This is a genomic window from Anaerobacillus sp. 63XJN7_5_ISO-PGPR-S23-430 (assembly GCF_056173695.1).
Window position 1 is genome coordinate 3724608 of sequence record NZ_CM149686.1, and the last position, 18982, is coordinate 3743589.

An 18982-nucleotide genomic window follows, 5' to 3' on the forward strand; every position below is an offset into this window, starting at 1 on the left:
GACCCTCCATTTTCTTATGCAGCTGTGTTCGTTGAAGCCCCTTTATCAATCGCAACGGTCATTTCTTCTTTAAACCCGAAGAGATACGTGAAGACAAAACCAAAGAAATAAGCAACAACGAGAGAAATAATATAATATAAAATTTGATTCGAATTCACGAGGAAGATCAGCGGTAAGCCAGATACTCCGATCGCAATTGTCGCCACTTTAAAGAATGCGGCAAACGCGCCTCCAATAGCTGCGCCAAGACATGCTGTAATAAATGGACGACCAAGTGGTAGCGTCACACCGAAAATCAGTGGTTCTCCGATCCCTAAAATGCCGACTGGCAAGCCAGCTTTGATCACTTTTCTTAGTTTCTTATTTTTCGTTTTGAAATATATCGCGAAGGCTGCCCCTACTTGACCAGCGCCTCCCATGGCAAGGATCGGAAGCAATGGATCATCACCAATCGTGTTGATTAATTCCATGTGAACAGGCGTAAGCCCTTGATGAAGCCCTGTAACAACTAGAGGAAGGAACGTTCCTGCTAGAATCAATCCGGAGAAAATACCTCCTGCGTCAATCAATCCTAGTAGCCCTTTTGTGATAAGGTCTGATACAAATCCACCAATTGGCTGTAGGACAATTAATGTCGCAAATCCCGTAATCAAAACAGAGATCGTTGGCGTCACGATAATATCAAGAGACGATGGAACAAAACGACGCACGCGGCGCTCGGTCCATGCCATGAAAAACGCTGCAAGCATGACGCCTACTAAGCCGCCTCGACCAGGTACAAGCTGTTCACCAAAAAGCGTAATATCAGCAAGTGCTGGGTTAATGATTAAAATACCAGCGATACCGCCGAGTGCAGGGGTTCCACCAAATTCCTTGGCTGCGTTTATCCCAACGAAAATACCAAGGTAGCTAAACAAGCCCCAACCAATAAAATTTAGAATAGAAACAAGTGACGTTTCCGGATCAACACCTGATCGAATCACAATATTCGTTATTCCAGCAATTAATCCTGACGCAACAATAGCTGGAATAAGTGGAATGAATATACTAGCTATTTTTCGTAAAAATAACTTAAATGGCGTTGCATTCTTTTGCTTAAGATCTGATTTTGTTTGATCTGCGAGTCCTTCAAAAATGTTCTCATCATCTTCCAAATCCTCCGCATCAACACCACTCAGCTTTGAAACTTCTTCAGCTACCTTTGTCACAATGCCAGGACCTAAAATAATTTGGATTGTTTCGGCTTCCACAACGCCAAGCACGCCGTCAATTTCTTTCAATCGATTAAGATCTACTTTTGTTTCATCAATCGGTGTTACCCTGAGTCTTGTCATACAACTTGTTAACGAGTTAATGTTCGATGGTCCACCTAAATGTGGTAGAATCTCCCCTGCTAAGCGTTCTTCTTTTCTCACAAGCCTTCCCCATTTCTTCTTATGATTTCGTGATGTATTCCGTTTCCTCATATTGATGGAGCCTCTGGCTATGTAGTAACTGTCTACAAATGTGCCCTAATCAATCCTGTTTATTTCGTTCGTGATCCGCCCTCCTTTATATCTGTTCATCGAATTGAATTTTCTAATAATTTCAGTTTAACAAGTTTTATTTAATAATGTAAGTGTTTTTGTGAAGTTTTATTACATAAAATAAAAAAAGCACTCGACGCTATGCGAGTGCTTATCAATCTATCTAGTATAGTAAATAGTCTTCTCTTACTTCTTTAAAATCTTTTAAATCATCTTCCCACTGCTTCTCCATCTTTTTCACGCTGTCTCCATTTTCAATGCCTTCTCGAATCCATCCGTTTCCAACGAGAAGGTCAAAGAATGAGACGCCTGCGCTATTTTCTGCGCGAAACTCAAAGTCTTCAGGATAGAGATCGTGAATGGTTTTCACGAGGCTTAATCCTGTTTTGACTGGCTTGAACGCTTCTTTATCAGTCACATGAATTTGAACGCCATGTGTTAACTCTCCCGCATGCTTCGAAAACGAAGGAGTAAAGGAAGCTGCCCTAAAATCAACGCCTGGAAGTTTCAATTCGTTCAGTTCACTGGCAAGTTCTGTTGCGTTAATAAATGGTGCACCAATTAATTCAAATGGCTTTGTGGTGCCTCGACCTTCGGATACGTTTGTTCCTTCGATCAAGGCAGCTCCAGGATAAGCGAGTGCTGTATCGAGCGTTGGCATATTAGGCGAGGGCAATACCCATTCAAGTGGCGTATCATCGTAATACATATCCCTCTTCCACTTATCCATTTCGACGACTGTTAAATCAGCACCGATTTCAAATTCTTCATTGAAAAGTGAAGCAAGCTCACCTACTGTCATGCCATGACGAAGTGGAATTTCATATTTTCCAACGAACGAAGAGTATTCATCATCAAGAACGGGACCTTCCACCGCTTCCCCACCTAGAGGGTTAGGACGATCAAGCACGATAAATTCAATGTCATTCTCGCTGGCAGCTTCCATAGCATAGGCCATCGTATAAATGTACGTATAGAAACGCGTGCCTACATCCTGAATGTCGAAAAGAAGAACATCAATGCCTTCTAGCATTTCTGGCGTCGGCTTTTTAGTAGATCCATAGAGACTGTAAACGGGTAACCCTGTTTCCTCATCCGTATAATACTCGACATATTCTCCTGCCTGTGCGCTTCCACGAACGCCATGTTCCGGTCCATAAAGTGCCTTTAAATCAACATCGGAATCATTGTGAAGCAAGTCAACAATGCTATTAAGCTCCTGATCTACCCCTGTAGGATTTGTAATCAGGCCAACGCTTTTTCCTTCGATAAGCTCTTTTTGATCTTCGAGTAGAACTTCCACACCAAGCTTAAACTTCTTACGCTTATCATGACCGTGTCCTTTCCCATTGTTATCAGCGAATGCCACAGATAATGATGATAAGACAAGCATCGTAGTTAACACCATCACAAGCCACTTTTTCATGTTTAAAACGCCTCCCCATTTTTTAAGAATCGGGAAGAACAAGTCTTCCCGATCACAATTTTAGTACGTTAATCCATGACCAAAGTTATAAAGCACGCCGCCCGTTTCCCCCGGGATCGTTATTGGTAGCTTACCTGACGGGGCATTTTCACCAAAAATGGTAGCTGCTGTTGCTTCAAAGCTAGCTGTTCTAAAACCATACTGAGCAATATAACTGTCAACGTTCGGATAAGCCATAATGTCATATGGATTTCTGATTCCAATCGCAATCACATCCGCATCCGTTTCACTCATAATCGTATCGACCATCATCATCTGTGGATGCTCAGGCGAACGCGTACTCACACTGTACGTATACGTGCCAATGATAATTTGATCAGCGGACGCAAGAGTTTCACGCTGTTCATCTGTTAGTGTGTAGCTTGCATTTACTTCAATAACCGTCGTATTGTCATGCGCTGCTTTTACTGAGTTACCGAGTGATTCAACAAAACTTCGTCCGATAACGACAACGTGATCATCACTGTTCCCGTCAAGAGGAAGGACATTGTCATTCTTTACAAGCGTAATGGATTTATCCGCCGCTTCTTTCTCAACGGCTTTATGCTCGTCTGACCCTACTGTCTCGAGCGCATCTTGAATTTGTTCATTTACGTCACTCGGGTTCTCCGACTTGATGATTCCGCGATTTACTTTTAATGTTAGGATTCGTTTCACTGATGCTTCGATCCGTTCTTCAGATATGTCACCTGATTCAACTGCTCCATATAATCCTTCTGCCACTTCTTGAAGTCCAACTGGCATCAAGACGATATCGGTACCCGCTTTCACTGCGCGAATCGCTGCGTCAACAGATCCGAAGTGATCCTGGATAGCACCCATGTTCATCGCATCCGTTGTAATGACGCCTTCATACCCCATCTCATCACGCATTAATTCTGTTAAAACTTTGTGCGAGAGTGTGGCCGGAAGAGAAATTTCTGTACCATCTTTTTTGGAAATCACTTTCGTATCATCGATTTTAGGGAACGTCACGTGCGCTGTCATAATCGCGTCAATCCCAGCTTCCATTGCCTTCTGAAATGGATAGAGTTCGACTTCCATGAGACGTTCTTTATCATAAGGCACTTCTGGAAGTCCTAGATGTGAATCAACTGCTGTGTCTCCGTGTCCTGGAAAGTGCTTAGCCGTTGCTGCAACGCCAGTTTCCTGAAGACCTTTTGTATACGCAATACCAAGGTCCGCAACAAGCTCTGGATCTTCTCCAAATGAGCGAACACCAATAACAGGATTATCGGGATTGTTGTTCACGTCCATATCAGGTGCGAAGTTCATGTTAATACCGAGGGAGGCAAGCTCCTCCCCAATCGCATGTCCAACTTCCTTCGTCAGATCTTTAGAACGCGTAGCACCGAGCGCCATGTTCCCTGGCATATCTGTGCCCGACTGAAGACGCGTTACAATGCCTCCCTCCTGATCAATTGTCATAAGCAGACCGTACTTCTCGGATGCTTCCTGATAATCAGCAACAAGCTTTGTCGTTTGCTCGGTTGTAACCACGTTTTCTCTGAATAAAATCACGCCTCCAAGATGATATTCTTCAATTTGCGCTTCAATTTCCGGAAGCATCTCTGTTACATTTTCACCGTTCCAATTTCGATAGTCCGGCATCAGCATTTGACCGACTTTTTCTTCCATCGTCATACCGTCAATCGCATTTTCGATAATGTCGTATTGCTGCCCTTTCTGTTTAATCAAAGACGGAGCGGATGATTTTTTATTTGATTTATCCACTTTATAATCAAGGGCAATCCGATCTTTGTTCTTACCATCTGAAACCGTAATGAACGTCCGGCCACGCTTACCTGTCAGCGTTACGTTCCCTTCACGATCTACTTTTGCCACCTTTTTATTGGATGACTTCCACTTCAGATTTTGATCTGTTTTCATAAAGTGACCATCATCGTAAATGTGAAGCGCATGCAATGCAATGCTTTTCCCATCAAATTCTGAACTCACTTCAGGAACATTTTCCATTAAAATCAACTCGGGTGAACCTGCTTTTTTTGCGGAAGCTTTCCCCGGTAACATAACTGCCTGGGAAAAGATCATTAACAATGCAAGAAAAGTGACAATCATCCGTTTCTGTCTCGTTCGCATGCTATCCCTCCTGGTTTTTAATATGATCGCTTCATCCATTCATCACTCGTCAGCGTGACTGTTGAGCCATTCACCTTCAAATCATCAACATACCAACCACGTTTGTTTGTAGAGCCATCTGTCTTATATGTGAAGCGAACGTACTTTGTGTTTGCAGGAAGAGCGACTTCTCTCGCCTCCCATTTCTTACTGCTTCCTGTTAGCTGAAGCGCTTCGGTCCATTCATTCCCATTCTCTGAAACCTCTACTGTTCCCATGTCGTAGCCTTCCTCAATTTGGTACCACGTATCAAAAGTAATAATAGATTCTTTGTGCACGTTAACTTTAGCAGTCAGATACTTCGATTCGTTATCTCCATAGCCGGCAAACCAGGGATCAGCTTTCTTGTTCATCGCAACTGGAATCGCATCGGCTACCTTTCTTGCAAACTTCCGTCTCGTTGGAGAAGTAGATACGGTTTCACGCGTCGGATGAACCCGATTCGTTAATAAGATCGCAATTGTCTGATTCGTTGGACTGACAACGATTGACGTCCCTGTATAACCTGTATGACCGAGCGTTGTGCTTTCAGATAGAGCATCCATGAACCAACCTTGTTGAAGCTCCCAACCGAGGCCATGATCGTCACCTGGAAACTCTGGAATCCGATTTTCTGTTAAAAGTTTCACCGTCTCCGGTTGAAGAATGCGTGTCCCACCATAGCGTCCTTCCATCAGAAACATATGAGCAAATTTAGCGAGATCGGATGCTGTCGAGAAAACACCTGCATGACCAGCGACTCCGTCCAATGACCAGGCACTCTCATCATGAACTTCCCCCCAGACAAGCCCTCTGTTCGTCCATGGCTGGTATTCCGTAGCCGCAATTCGTTCCTTTAATTCAGCAGGAGGATTGTACATCGTATCCTTCATATCAAGCGGATTGGTGATTTCTTTTTTTACATATTCATCTAGACGTATCCCAGACAATCGTTCAATGAGAGCACCGAGTGTAATCATGTTAAGATCGCTGTATGTATACTCACTCCCCGGCTCTGATTGAAGTGGATAGCCAAAAACATACTCCAGGCGATCTTCTCGATCGCCTTCGATCGTATAGAGTGGAATCCATGGTTTGAATCCCGATGTATGTGTCATCAGTTGTTCGATGGTAACGCTTTCCTTTCCGTTGGCTGCAAATTCCGGAATATACTTCGCTACCGGATCATCCAACTTAAATTCCCCATCTTCATAGAGCGTCATTGCCGCCGTTGTTGTGAAAAGTTTGCTAATTGAGGCAAGATCAAAAATGGTTTCCTTACTCATCGGAATTGGGATGTTCATTTCAGTAAACTCATCATCTGTGTATTGCGCAGCATAACCGTAAGCTTCTTCCTTTACGATATGTCCTCTTCTCGCTACAAACGCAACCGCGCCAGGCATAACCTGTTCATCGATGGCGCCTTCAATCAAATCATCAATCTCATTAAGTGGTTCTTCTCGCATTCCGGCCCCTTTGACTGAACCAGGATGCAGCACAGGCGATGTCGGTCCAGGATTGTCCCACGAAAAAGTTGGATGACTTTTACTTTGACTCATGTTGATCTTACCCGCTTTCTCAATCGTTGGACCAGGTGCAGCCAAACCAGATCCAGGAGCTAAAAGTGACGTACCAAGCGCGGTGGTCAAAAGCAGTGACAGCGTTTTTCTTTTCATAGTGCCCTCCCCATTGTTATTGAATACAAGTAATAACGAGCTACCTCCTCAATGAAACAAAATAACATTCAGAATATTCTATTCAAATCGTAACCTCTTCCTTTATAGTCGTCTATACCACTTAAGTCATAGATAAGAGAAAAACACCCTGATTTATCTATCTTTATACCCGGGTCATTGGAATGATTTTGGAGTTTTATACCGTTTTATTTATTTTATTTCTGTAGCTTTATTTCAGAATATGAGTGTATACGTTAAATAAACGTTTGTTTAGTAGCGGTATATTAGGTGGTGCCTGTCACTCGCGAATTCGCGAGTGACAGGCACCACGAATTCCGCCCTTCTCACTTCAACGCATTAATCAACAATCCCCAAAACTTCTCTTGATTAATGCCATGCGCAAACTTCACATTCGGCTTTCTTCTCGTCACATGCAGACGATCAACGCACGTTGTACCGTATGTAAATTCTCCTTTTGTCTCAATATCCACTCGAACCGTCTCGAATTCAAAAATCGATTCATCAATTAAATACGCTATCGTGCAGGCATCGTGAATGGGAGCTCCTTCAAAACTAAAAACCTCTTTATACGTTTTCGTGAAGAATACAAGAAGATCCCCCACAAATTTCGAAACATTCGTGCCAATAGAAGAAATCTCCTGAAGAATCGCTGGCGTTGTAATCGCCTGATGCGTAACGTCTAGACCAAACATTGTCACAGGCACTCCACTGTTAAAAACAACATCCGCCGCTTCGGCATCGACATAAATATTAAATTCCGCCGTAGGTGTCCAATTCCCAAACGTCCCTCCCCCCATCAGTACAATTTCACGAATCTTTCCAACGATCGCAGGTTCCTTTTCAATCGCTAAAGCGATATTCGTGAGGGGACCTGTCGGAACTAGCGTGATCTCTCCATCAGAAGCTATCAATCTCTCAATGATAAAATCGACAGCATGCTGATCGATCATCATTTTCTTTGGAACTTCCGGAAGCTCTGGTCCATCAAGACCAGAATCTCCATGAATGTCTGGTGCGAATTCACGCGTTTTAACTAGTGGCTGCTCAGCTCCACGAGCAACTGGCACGTCGAGCCCTATGAAATCACATACTTTTAACGCATTAAGCGTTGTCTTCTCAACATCTACGTTCCCCGCTACCGTCGTAATGCCTTCAATCTGAATCTGATCACTAGAAGCTGCAAGAATAATCGAAATCGCATCATCATGGCCTGGATCACAATCTAAAATCACTTTTCTCTTTTCCCTCATTCAGCATCTCTCCTCGTTGTTAAAATAGAAGAACCCTGAGCACCTCCAAGAAAGGAAGCTAATCAGGGTTGAGTTATTATTGAATAGACTCGTATACGATATTCGCGATATGTTTCGAAAGTCCTCCAGTGCTTGGATAGGATCCAGATTCGAGAGGGCCGTTATTTTGTTTATTAGTTAACACAATAATTTGGAGATCATTAGATGGGTCAAAGATCACTTGGGTCCCTGTAAAACCTGTATGCCCAAAAGTCGCTTCTGAATGTTTGTCACCCATGTACCAGCTCTTGTCGAGTTCCCATCCATAGCCCTGTCCAAAACGCTGTGGGGTTGTGAAGTCTTCAATAACCTCCTGATCATATAGCTTCACTTTACCGTAACTCCCACCATTCAACATCGCCTGTCCAAGTACGGCAAGATCTCGTGCCGTGGAGAACAAGCCAGCGTGTCCAGCTATACCTTCGTTTGCATAAAAACTATTACCGTCATTAACTTCTCCAACAAGTGTTTCAGTTCGCCACCTTCCAAAATCCTCAGCTCGCTCAGGAACGTTGTAGCCGAAATCAGGATCATCCACCATTTTATATTCAAAAGGATTCCCCCATGAGGTGGCTGCGATTTTATCATCAAGGTGATCTAAAGGAGTAAACATCGTATCTTTCATTTTCAATGGCTCATAAATATTTTTCTGAAGATAATCATCAAGCTTCTCTCCGCTTATTTCCTCAATGATAAACCCTAGCGTCATAAAACTAAAATCACTATAGCGACGATCTGTACCGGTTTCGTATTCGAGTGGAAGTGCATTAATATAGTTTAGAACTTCTTCCGAATTCTTAGCATGAAAATAAGTCGGCTGCCAAGGAGTTAAGCCAGAGGTATGTGTTAAAAGGTCTGCGATTGTAATATCGTCCTTACCATTAGAAGCAAAATTAGGAATATATTTTGCTACTCGATCATTTACTGATAATTCCCCATCACTGACAAGCTTCATAATTCCTTGCGTTGTTCCCATTACTTTAGTTAAAGAGGCAAGGTCAAACATTGTTTTCTTTTTCATTTTCCTTGGTCTTTCTAATAGATTTCCCATATCATATTTTTGTGCATCTCCATAGGCAGACTCTTTTACGACTTTACCACTTTTAGCCACAAGTACCACTGCTCCAGGAGTTATATCATTACTTATAGCTTCTTGTACTACGTCATCAATTTCCTCAAGTGTAGTAGCATTCATTCCAGCACTCTTCGGACTACCATGACTCAGCTTCTCTCCGTTGGCAGTAGCTGAAGCTGTGGAAAAGACAGAGATATTCAACAGCAGAACCACGATCGGTATTATAAAAATTCGTTTCTTCATATATACTCCTCCTTAGTTTTTGAGGATTTGATTAAGAAAGCTAGTACCTGCTTCAGTGGATTCAATACGAAAATAATCACTCAAGGTTGCCCCTATATCTGCCATAGTATTTCTTGTCCCAATCGATACTGGCTTCACTTTAGGACCAGTAACCATAAGAGGAGTATACTCTCTTGTATGTTTTGAGTGTCCGATCGTAGGGTCATTCCCATGATCGGCCGTTACTATTAAAATATCATCTTCTTTAAGTAGAGGAATAAAATTCTCCAGCCAATCATCTACTTCTTCAAGAAGTGATGCATACCAATTCGTATCTTCTGCATGACCAGCAAGGTCCGTTTCTTGTACATTTACTAGAAAAGCCCCATGCTTTTCTTTACTAAATGCTTCTTTTAGTTGTTGAAGCACCTCCGCTGTATTCACAATAGAATAAGCCAAATGCTTTCCTTCGAGTACATCTGCCGTTTTCCCAATTCGATAAACTGGAATTTTAGATTCAGCTAGGGTCTGGAATTGTCTTTGTACGTTAACACCATATCCCAGGTGACGAACTTGATAGTCTGGCCCATACAAGCCTGCTTTAGGGCTATCAATTCCCCACTGCCCCGCTTCCCCTTTTTTTACTACTGATAGAAGTCGCTCGACCGAAGTGTGAGGACCGCCTAATGTAATAACTCGACTTGTATCAACGACTTTCCTTACAACGCTTCCTACTTTAAGCGCATACTCAAACGAAACCTTTGTCAGGTCTGCCGTAACATTAATAATATTTCCAGGGGTTGATTCAATGTTATCTGCAACAATGATTGCATCGTCAATTAACAATATTGGCAAATCTTTAAAAGGATAAGTTACTTTGAAATTTTCCCTTAGTAGACTCGTAGCTATATTCTTATGAACGTCTTTCATCAATCGTTTGGCAGGACGTTTCGGAAGACTTCCTACAATCTCTTGGTGTCCCATATAAGTATCAGCTCCGTAGTGTGCGAGTCGTGCTTTTCCGTAAGCTCCTTTTGGTGTTCCGGTTTCATCTACAAGTTGATTAAGTCCAAGCGAATACATGGTGGGAATGGCCATCGGTACTTTTTTTCGAATATGCTCGTACGTATTTGCTATGCAGTCCCCTGGCTCAAAATCTGCACAGTCATCCATTGCTCCAATCCCAAAACTATCGAGAACGAGCACTACGATACGTCCCATCGTTAACCTCTCCTTTCAAAATGTACAATTTCTGGAACACCATCATGTAACCCACGAACAAGGGCAACATTTGCCCTTGTTACAAACACTTGCGTCCGAAAAGCATATATTGCCGTATCACCGATAGATACTCTTGAGTCACGTTCAAGTCTTCCATAGTAATCAATGTACTCAGAATTTAAAGGCTTGCCTTTTAAAAATGTATCAAAAATACGTTCAGGGGAGCTTCCGACGTAAGCGCCTGTCATATTTCCCCTTTCATAAAACCCTCCTCCAATCACATAAAAATTCTCCTCGTCTTCATGAGAGACTTCAGATACATAGATAATAGCAGGATCCTCAGGAAGAGTTCGAACCGCATGAAGTGGGGTAGTCCCTGTTAGAGCATGTCCAGGTTCCCCATGTGTAACCCCGGCTTTTTTTAGCATTGGAATCGTTTCTGTACTTGTTGCACTTGGACCATTTACCTGACGAATGCGAAATCCCGATGCTTCAAGTATTGCTTTTGCCGAAAGTATTGTTTTCAGGTTTTCTGTAAATAATAGCTCCTTACGTTCTTTGTCCATTAGCAATAACGGAAATGAAGTAACGCCCATTACTTCGATTCCTTTCAGCTGCTTTAGCTCTGAAATAAAACCTTGAAGCTCCTCTACCTGAAATCCTCCCCACTGTCCAGGATAAATCGTGTCTGATGAATTGATTACTCGCAGAATGACCTCCTGTTTTTTTCCCAGTTTCATAGCTGCATCTGATACTTGTCTTGCTCGCTCAATCGAAAAAACCGTCACAACTTCTGGATCGAAACTAAGAACCTCATCCCACTGATGTTTCCCAGGTTGGACAAGATGACCCACGTTACCAATACTGACACCGGAATGATATAGTCGGTAAGCTTCTTCAAATTCAACGGCAACAGCTTTTTCAATTCCATGTTCCGCAATCCAATTCCCGAGATCGCCTATACGACCAAGCTGCTTACTCATAAAATACAATGTGAAATCATTCTCTTTAGCAGCTTGCGCCATTCTTCTGACATTGTGGGCTATTGTGTCAAGGTCGAGAACATACGTATTGGGAGGAATAAGCCCAGATTGGTGAAGTTTTACTCCCGCTTTAATGAGTTCTGGATTTCTCTTCTTTGTAAGTGAAAGAAACAATGTAGTAGCCTCCTAAACAACAGCGTATAGATTATGTCTTGATGTATACTTACTCTCCTCGCAATGATTCTCGAAGAATACGAATAACAGTCTCTGCTCCAGCCTTCATAGGGTTAATCCGTAAACCATATTCAAGTAATGCGGGTGTACTTTCGAGGAAACTACCAGAAACTCGATAAATCATTGGAACAAGTTCAAAACGTGATTCTGCTCCAATTGGATATGTTGCTGCTCCAAAGGCCTTACTTCGCTCGATTACTTCACGGGCAACTGGCTCTTTCAGTTCAACAATGACATTCTTTGATTGAGAGTTTGTAATATATGCCTCTTTTACTCCATACACTTCACCTTTATTTAACAAGTCACATAGAACTTCAACTTGCTGACTCTGAATAGCTAATGAGACAGGTGCAAAAGGTAGGGATCGAAGTAACTCCATCGCTTCTGGTCCCTGAACTTGACTGCCTCCAGAATAATTTCGCTGTTGAATTGTTTTAATGGCGCTCTTCCCTATCACTACTCCAATTCCTTCAGGTCCAAGTAGCTTAAATCCGGAAAAAGTGGAATAATCAGCGCCAGCCTCTACACCAATTCCATGCATTTTCAATGCACAATAATTATCATCAACAACTACAATCATTTCAGGGTTGATCGTCTTAACTAACTTAATCACTTCTTTAAGACGATAAGTGTCGATTGGTTGCTGCCTTGCATGTTGGATATAGAAAACCTTTGCTTCTGAATGAGGAAGACTTTGTTTAATAGCATCTAAATCATTGAAATTCACTTCTTCCGTTCGTAACCCAAGCATTCGGATCGTTTCTTTAGTCGTCATATAAATAGGTGCAGTGTGAATAATCATAGATTCTCCCGGTTCAAGGAGGGCACTTAAGAGAGATCGAATTGCACCGGTACCCGATCCTCGTACAAGTACTGCCTGATCACCTCCAAAAATACTAGCAAGAACGTTCTCAACTTTCGCAGTTGTTCTAGGTCGTTTATAGATCGGATGCACACCGCGATCGCCATCATGGAACATTTCATTGTCTTTAAATTCCTTTGTGATATAATCCACAATTTCAAATTGTTTATTTGTTGCTTCTGCAAGTGACATCTGAGGTATAACAGATTCCTGGTGTTTCAATGTTATGCAATCCCCTTTCGACTGAAAGCATGAGCAGGATTATCGATTAACATCATTCTGATATCCTCATCAGACAAGCCTGCTTCTTTTAAACGAGGAACAAATTCATTGAGAACATAGTCATATCCAATACCTCCGTGCTTATGCCAATGTGACTTTCTAGTTAAATCAGCTGATAATAAAATCTGCGCACCATATCCTCTTTCAAATAGATGACAAATTGTATGAATTCGCTCTTCATCAGGTCGATAATTAATTTTTCCAATCGTATCAAATCCTACAAATGCCCCTGCTTCCACAACAGAAAGTACTCGTTCATCATCTTGATTAAGGTCTTGATGCCCCACAATCAATTGGTTCATTGGCAATCCAAGGGCAGAATAAAGTTCAACTTGCTCGACTCCCATCGTTCCGAGCGTTGTATGTGTGGTGAGCGGAAGCCCCGTTTCCATTGCTGCGATTCCCGCACCAGTTAAGAGCTCTTCTTCAATAGGCTTGATTTCATAGTGACTGCTCCCTATTTCTCCAATAACGCCAGGATAAACGTCTGTTCCTTCAATTCCATTCTTTATTTCATCAATCATGTATTGTGCAAACTGATCGCGATTCCACTCAGTCGCTTGGTTTGGAAGGAATGGGTCTTTGTAAAAACCGGTACTTGCGATCAAATGCACTCCTGTCGTTTCGCTTAACTTTCTAAGGAGACTTGCATTACGACCCATTCCGTCATTCGTAACTTCTATCATCGCCTGCCCACCTGAAGCTTTAAAATAGCGAAGTTCTTCTTCCATTCCGCCTATATCGTCAAGAATAGTGTCAGGATCATTTTTAATTCGTGATAAATCAATACAAAGATGTTCATGAGCGGAACAAATCCCGAGCTCAGTAGGATCAATTGGTCCTCTAACCGTTTGAATCATCTTATCTCCTCCTTCTACTGTGGTATTTGCATGAGGCCAAGTACGACAAGAACATTCGCCAAGATACCAACTGCTATTGCGCCAATCGGTCCTACTGCCATTCGCACAACTGGACGGCCTGCAATCTCATTTAACAAATAGAACCCTGCAATGATAAAAAATCCAAGCCCTGGAGCAATAGCATTAGCTGCGTTTGCACCACCAATTAAAAGAGCCACTTCTAAAATTCGACTCATCGCTGTACGAATATTTTCTCCTGATTGTCGTACTCCGGGATATTTGTCAAGGAAACGTGCAATCTGACTCAATAACATAACCTCAAGAAAAACAGTAATAATACCAAGGATAGCCGCAACCCATACATTAGGAACAAGCAACCCTACAACGAAAATGATTGTAAACCCAACTGGACTATACACCCCTGTTGCAATCGCCGTACTAGCAACAAGTGGGATGAATCCCAGCGCTCGGGCTCCTGCAGCGATAGCAGCATCTGTTATTTTTCCGTCTGCTATTAAATTTAAAGATATTGGATCTCCAGCCATAATCAGAAGGTTCGTAGCCGCAGCAATAAGCCCACCCATAATCATGAAATAAACCACATGCTTTTTAATGCGATCGACTCTCTCACTGAAAACCGAAGCAAGATCAATCCCGCTTCCGTCCCCTTCAGGTTTTTGACGCACAGCATATGTAATTAAGAAAATCATTCCAGTAATGAGAGCCATTCCTTCTTGATTTAACGTAACCGTCGTATCACCAAAAGTCATGGCACCGCTTTCATTTAACCATACAGCTAATTGCCGAATAATGGCTGATGTAATAAACGTCAAAACACCTTTTTTAACACTGAATTGCAACGCCACTGCTAGAGCTGGAAATGCCATGAAGGTTACCACGACCGGCGATCCCACTTGCCCCATCGCATCTAGAAAATTCAATGGTAGTTTTTCAAATAAGGTGACAAATCCTTCTAGTCCAACTAACAAACCTGCACCATATGCGCCACCAACAATTGCTGCAACAGGCGTACCCCATTTATTTCGCGGGGTGATTAATCCAATAATATCTGTTCCAAGCAGAATGCTATGGATAAGAATAATACTCGCTGTAATGGTAAACGGAATCCCAAAACCAACTACAAGTCCAAAACTCATAGCAAAAGCCGTTAAACCAAGCTCTTTACGTCCCATTCGCCCTTCAGTATTTTCAGGTACAATTGGTCGTAAGCCGTCATTAAACACAGCTAAATTTAAATTTGCAAGAACAGCTGCCATAGCCCCGATCAAAATGACGAGAACCATTTCCATGTGCCGAACCCCCTTCTAAATTAAAGTGCTTTAATTGCTCTCATAATCATTGGAACGACCGTTTCCATATGATCAGCAGTAAAACCGAATGCTTTCTTTCCGTCCTTAACAGCCTGTTGAATTTTCTCTTCACTCGGTTTTCTTCCTGGCATTGAAACAGTTTCACAGCTTGGTTTTCCAATAATAGCAATCGCCATTGCTAACGCACCTCCACCACCAGTGTGACACGCTCCAACATAGTATTCTGCTTGACCTGTTTTTACTGCCATTGCCGCTTCTACATCTGATTTAATGGAAGTTTCCACTCCATTTGGTCCATGTTCCTTCACTAGGGCTTCGACTTCCTTTTTATCTACCTGTCCACCAATAACAATTTTCATAAAAAATCTCCTCCTATTTCATTTCTTTAAAAATAGATACATAGTGCATTTTTAAAAAAGCGATCTCAGATTTTGGAATTTCCTCACCCCAATTGGATTTAAGCCAATTAATCTCTCTATTCGCTAGATCAATTTGCTCAGATTTCTCTATTTCTGAAAAAAGCTCATCAGGTGGGCCGTCGACCGATTCACCGCGGGACATACGCGTTAAGGCTGATGCAAGATGAGTAACGAGCATTTCTACTTTATTTTGAGGAAGCGGCCTTTGCGTATGGTCACTTAATCTTTGCACCGCTTCCTCAGCGATAGTTGATGCTTCCTCACTAATCACATCGCCAGCTTTCAGAATATCTAGTCGTTCCTTAATCGTTGACATAAAAACCAACCTCCAATATACAGGATTTAGTATATTAAAATCATAGGGATTCAAAATGAAATCCCGCCTAATATCGAGGATAAATTTCCCCCTTTTCTACTCGAACTTGTAGCTCCTTGACGTTAAATACTGACAGGTCGAGTAGTGCATCTCTAAGTTCTATCCTCTCCCTATTTAAGAGCATAGTTGCTTCATTCACCTTCCGACTTAATTCCTGAGCTTTTATCGAACGAAACGATCCTTTGCCCATTCCTTCAGAATGAATAATCTCATCCTTATTCCAAACTGCTGCATCAATTTCATTGTTCTTAAGCATCTCCATCATCTGCATGTAGTTCACTTCAATTAGCTGAACATCAATACCTTCTATTTCATACTCCGTTAGAAGATGCTGATCAGCTGAAGAATAATCAATACCTACCCGCATGCCGTTTTGAATATGCTCTGTTTTAGAGTCTGAAAAAAAGATTTCATGTCCTGAAACATATGAGTTATTTCCAAATGTTTTTGCCATTTCGATACGAGTGTCATTCCGAACAGCAAGCTCAGCCGCATGCCTTGAAACAATCACAAAATCATATCTTCCAGCTTTCAATGCCTCTATTCTATTCGATGAGCCTCTCATGAAAGCCAAATTAAAAGGTATTTTCATCATTTCAAGCACCTGAACTAAACCAGTAGCAAGGCCTTCATATTTTCGCGAATATGGTAAAGGCATTGCCCCCATAACAGAACCAAGTCCTGCAATATCCCAAAGTAGCTCTCGATCCGTTCTAACAAGAAACGTACCAAGGTGTCCTCTTGCTTCAAGAACAATAGCTCCTATTTCTTCGAGTAGACGTAACGCTCCCTGAATTGTCCCCCTTCCAAGTGATGTTTCTGTAACAAAATCACTTACGCGAGGAATACGGCTTCCTGGCTCGATCGCTATTAGATTAGCTGCAATTCTCCTAGCTGCCAGTCCATTCTTGCTGTATAATTTCTCCCATTTGCCTTCCATATCCTCACCTCAATATACAATTTTTCGTATTTTCACTTTAAAGAATAAATCAAAAATCTGAAAATTTCAACTGATTTCCTAAAAAAGAATGCGCGGTGTAATTAGTCACCTCGCATTCTTACTGTCTTTTTAACTATTCTATGCTAATAAAACTTGTTGATTTCTATAGGTTTGACACCTTCAAATAAAATATTGATTCACTCGACTTTTAGCGTGATATAAGGGTTATAAATAAAATAATAAAGTGAAAGCTAACAAAGCAAAACCGTTCTATATAAATTCTATAATTAAAACAAATTAGAATTAATCACCTTTGGTAAGTAAAAAGCAACATCCGGTACAAACGCAACTACTAGCAGTACTACGAGTACTATAGCTATATATGGCATAACGGCACCTAGTGAACGTTCAACTGGTAATTTTCCAATTTTCGCAGCTAAGAGTAAACATAAACCATATGGGGGCGTCACTAGACCTACAGCTAAAGTCATGATTGTAACGATACCTAATAGAATGGGATCAATCTCAAAACCGATCGCAACTGGCAAGATCACTGGGATAAATAAAATCATTGCTGGTATAGCATCCATGAATGTTCCTACAAAGAGGAAGAATGCAATGATAATTAATAGAAAAACCCATTTACTATCGATATTATTTGCGAAAAATTGTTCCGCCCATGATGATAATTGGTAGTAACTCATCAATTCTCCTAAAGCATTTGCTGCGGCTAAGGCGAATAAGGATAATGAACTAAGTGTTAACGTATCCACTAAAATTTTAGGGAAATCTTTTATTTTTAGTGTCTTGTAATAAAAAAGGCCAATGATGACTGTATAAAGTGAAGCAAATGCCGCTGCTTCAGTCGCTGTGAAAATTCCGGTGATAATCCCACCAATCAGAATTACGGGTGTCATTAGTGCAGGAATTGTGCCAACAAACTGTTTCATGAAATTTTTCATTGAAGCTTTCTGATATGTGGGATATCCTCTCTTCCTAGCAAGAATATAAACAAGGATCATCATACCGAGTCCAACGAGGATACCAGGGATAATTCCTACTAAGAACAAAGCGCCAACTGATACATTTGTTAGCCCCGCAAAAATGATCATCGGGATACTTGGGGGAATGATAACACCGATTGTAGAAGAGGCCGCTGTAATACCAACAGCTGTTTCAGTGTCATATCCTTGTTTTTTCATATTAGGAATTAGGATTTTACCAACCCCGGCCGTGTCAGCTTGAGCGGCGCCTGAAACCCCTGCAAAGAGCATAGATACGAGAATATTGGCGTGCGCTAATCCACCACGGATGTGCCCGACAATTGCTAGTGCTAAGTCTATTAACTTTTGGGAGATTTGGCCGCTATTCATCAAGTTAGCTGCTAGTATGAAAAGAGGAACGGCTAATAAAACAAACGAATCGAGACCGTTCAGCATTTTAACTGGTACTGTTACTTCAGGAATATAAGGTACGTTCATAATTCCTAGCAGGGCTACAATTCCGATTACGAAAGCAATAGGAATACCAAGAAACATCAGGATAATAAAGAGACCAACTAACAGAATACCAATCATTCGGTTACCTCCTTCTTAGAGAAGCTTCTTACGTTACGTAAAATGTGAGCAAACGTATATATCATCATCGTTCCACCCATAATCGGAATTGAAATCCATACATACCCCATTTTTAATTCCGGGATAGAAACCCAGGTATAGTTCCAGAAGTTTTGAACAGCTTCTATTCCTAAATAAAATAAACCTGTACTAAATACTAGAAGAATAAGATCATTAATGAGATATAGGCTGTTCTTACTTTTGCCAGTTAACTTATTCAACAGAAGATCGAATTTAAAATGCTCTCTTCGATTGAGCATGACGGATGCCCCCATAAACACGGCCCAAATAAAGGAATAAGTCGCAACTTCTTCCGTCCAAATAGCTGAAACCCCCATATACCGCGTAATAACCTGGATAATGATCGTGATAAAAAAGACAACTAGAAACAAGACACCAACAGTTAATTGAATTTTCTCAAGCAGCTTAACGAGCACGGCTAACT

Annotated in this window: 16 protein-coding genes; all 16 read right to left on the reverse strand. The window is 41.6% G+C overall.

The annotated features are described in order from the left end of the window. Positions 1 to 14: 14 nt before the first annotated feature. The 16 genes from AC0VYJ_RS19315 to AC0VYJ_RS19390 all read right to left on the reverse strand — a co-directional run bounded on the left by AC0VYJ_RS19315 (position 15) and on the right by AC0VYJ_RS19390 (position 18974). Entirely contained in the window at positions 15 to 1415 is a 1401-nt protein-coding gene (locus AC0VYJ_RS19315) for a PTS transporter subunit EIIC (RefSeq protein ID WP_475365937.1), read from the reverse strand. Between the two features lie 274 nt (positions 1416 to 1689). After that, the gene (locus AC0VYJ_RS19320) at positions 1690 to 2952 is read right to left on the reverse strand and encodes an exo-beta-N-acetylmuramidase NamZ family protein (protein WP_475365938.1); all 1263 of its coding nucleotides are present in this window, start codon (positions 2950 to 2952) and stop codon (positions 1690 to 1692) included. Positions 2953 to 3012: 60 nt separating this feature from the next. Further along, the gene (locus AC0VYJ_RS19325; RefSeq protein ID WP_475365939.1) at positions 3013 to 5112 is read right to left on the reverse strand and encodes a glycoside hydrolase family 3 protein; all 2100 of its coding nucleotides are present in this window, start codon (positions 5110 to 5112) and stop codon (positions 3013 to 3015) included. 17 nt (positions 5113 to 5129) lie between these two features. Further along, complete coding sequence (locus tag AC0VYJ_RS19330; RefSeq protein WP_475365940.1) at positions 5130 to 6806, reverse strand: serine hydrolase domain-containing protein; 1677 nt, start codon at positions 6804 to 6806, stop codon at positions 5130 to 5132. A gap of 344 nt (positions 6807 to 7150) precedes the next feature. Continuing rightward, entirely contained in the window at positions 7151 to 8077 is a 927-nt protein-coding gene (locus AC0VYJ_RS19335) for a nucleoside hydrolase (protein WP_475365941.1), read from the reverse strand. Positions 8078 to 8153: 76 nt separating this feature from the next. Further along, a complete protein-coding gene (locus AC0VYJ_RS19340; protein WP_475365942.1) occupies positions 8154 to 9434 on the reverse strand; it encodes a serine hydrolase in 1281 nt (426 codons plus the stop codon). 12 nt (positions 9435 to 9446) lie between these two features. Further along, positions 9447 to 10634, reverse strand: coding sequence for a phosphopentomutase (locus AC0VYJ_RS19345; protein ID WP_475365943.1), 1188 nt, complete (start codon positions 10632 to 10634; stop codon positions 9447 to 9449). 2 nt (positions 10635 to 10636) lie between these two features. Beyond that, the gene (locus AC0VYJ_RS19350) at positions 10637 to 11791 is read right to left on the reverse strand and encodes a YhfX family PLP-dependent enzyme (RefSeq protein WP_475365944.1); all 1155 of its coding nucleotides are present in this window, start codon (positions 11789 to 11791) and stop codon (positions 10637 to 10639) included. A 49-nt stretch (positions 11792 to 11840) separates the two neighbouring features. Continuing rightward, positions 11841 to 12935 (reverse strand): aminotransferase class V-fold PLP-dependent enzyme, encoded by a 1095-nt coding sequence (locus tag AC0VYJ_RS19355; protein WP_303534964.1) that lies wholly within the window; start codon positions 12933 to 12935, stop codon positions 11841 to 11843. A gap of 2 nt (positions 12936 to 12937) precedes the next feature. Beyond that, positions 12938 to 13855, reverse strand: coding sequence for a phosphotriesterase family protein (locus AC0VYJ_RS19360; RefSeq protein WP_475365945.1), 918 nt, complete (start codon positions 13853 to 13855; stop codon positions 12938 to 12940). Between the two features lie 14 nt (positions 13856 to 13869). Beyond that, on the reverse strand, positions 13870 to 15165 hold the full coding sequence (locus tag AC0VYJ_RS19365; RefSeq protein WP_475365946.1) for a YhfT family protein: 1296 nt from the start codon (positions 15163 to 15165) through the stop codon (positions 13870 to 13872). Positions 15166 to 15185: 20 nt separating this feature from the next. Next, a complete protein-coding gene (locus AC0VYJ_RS19370; RefSeq protein WP_226615500.1) occupies positions 15186 to 15545 on the reverse strand; it encodes a DUF2620 domain-containing protein in 360 nt (119 codons plus the stop codon). Positions 15546 to 15558: 13 nt separating this feature from the next. Next, positions 15559 to 15921: a PRD domain-containing protein gene (locus AC0VYJ_RS19375; protein ID WP_475365947.1), complete on the reverse strand. Its 363-nt coding sequence runs from the start codon at positions 15919 to 15921 to the stop codon at positions 15559 to 15561. A gap of 67 nt (positions 15922 to 15988) precedes the next feature. After that, positions 15989 to 16921: a GntR family transcriptional regulator YhfZ gene (gene yhfZ / locus AC0VYJ_RS19380; protein WP_475365948.1), complete on the reverse strand. Its 933-nt coding sequence runs from the start codon at positions 16919 to 16921 to the stop codon at positions 15989 to 15991. Positions 16922 to 17208: 287 nt separating this feature from the next. Continuing rightward, on the reverse strand, positions 17209 to 18498 hold the full coding sequence (locus AC0VYJ_RS19385) for a TRAP transporter large permease (protein WP_430243320.1): 1290 nt from the start codon (positions 18496 to 18498) through the stop codon (positions 17209 to 17211). Continuing rightward, positions 18495 to 18974 (reverse strand): TRAP transporter small permease, encoded by a 480-nt coding sequence (locus AC0VYJ_RS19390; protein ID WP_194218612.1) that lies wholly within the window; start codon positions 18972 to 18974, stop codon positions 18495 to 18497. Before AC0VYJ_RS19390 ends, AC0VYJ_RS19385 begins: the two co-directional genes overlap by 4 nt. Between the last annotated feature and the right edge of the window lie 8 nt (positions 18975 to 18982).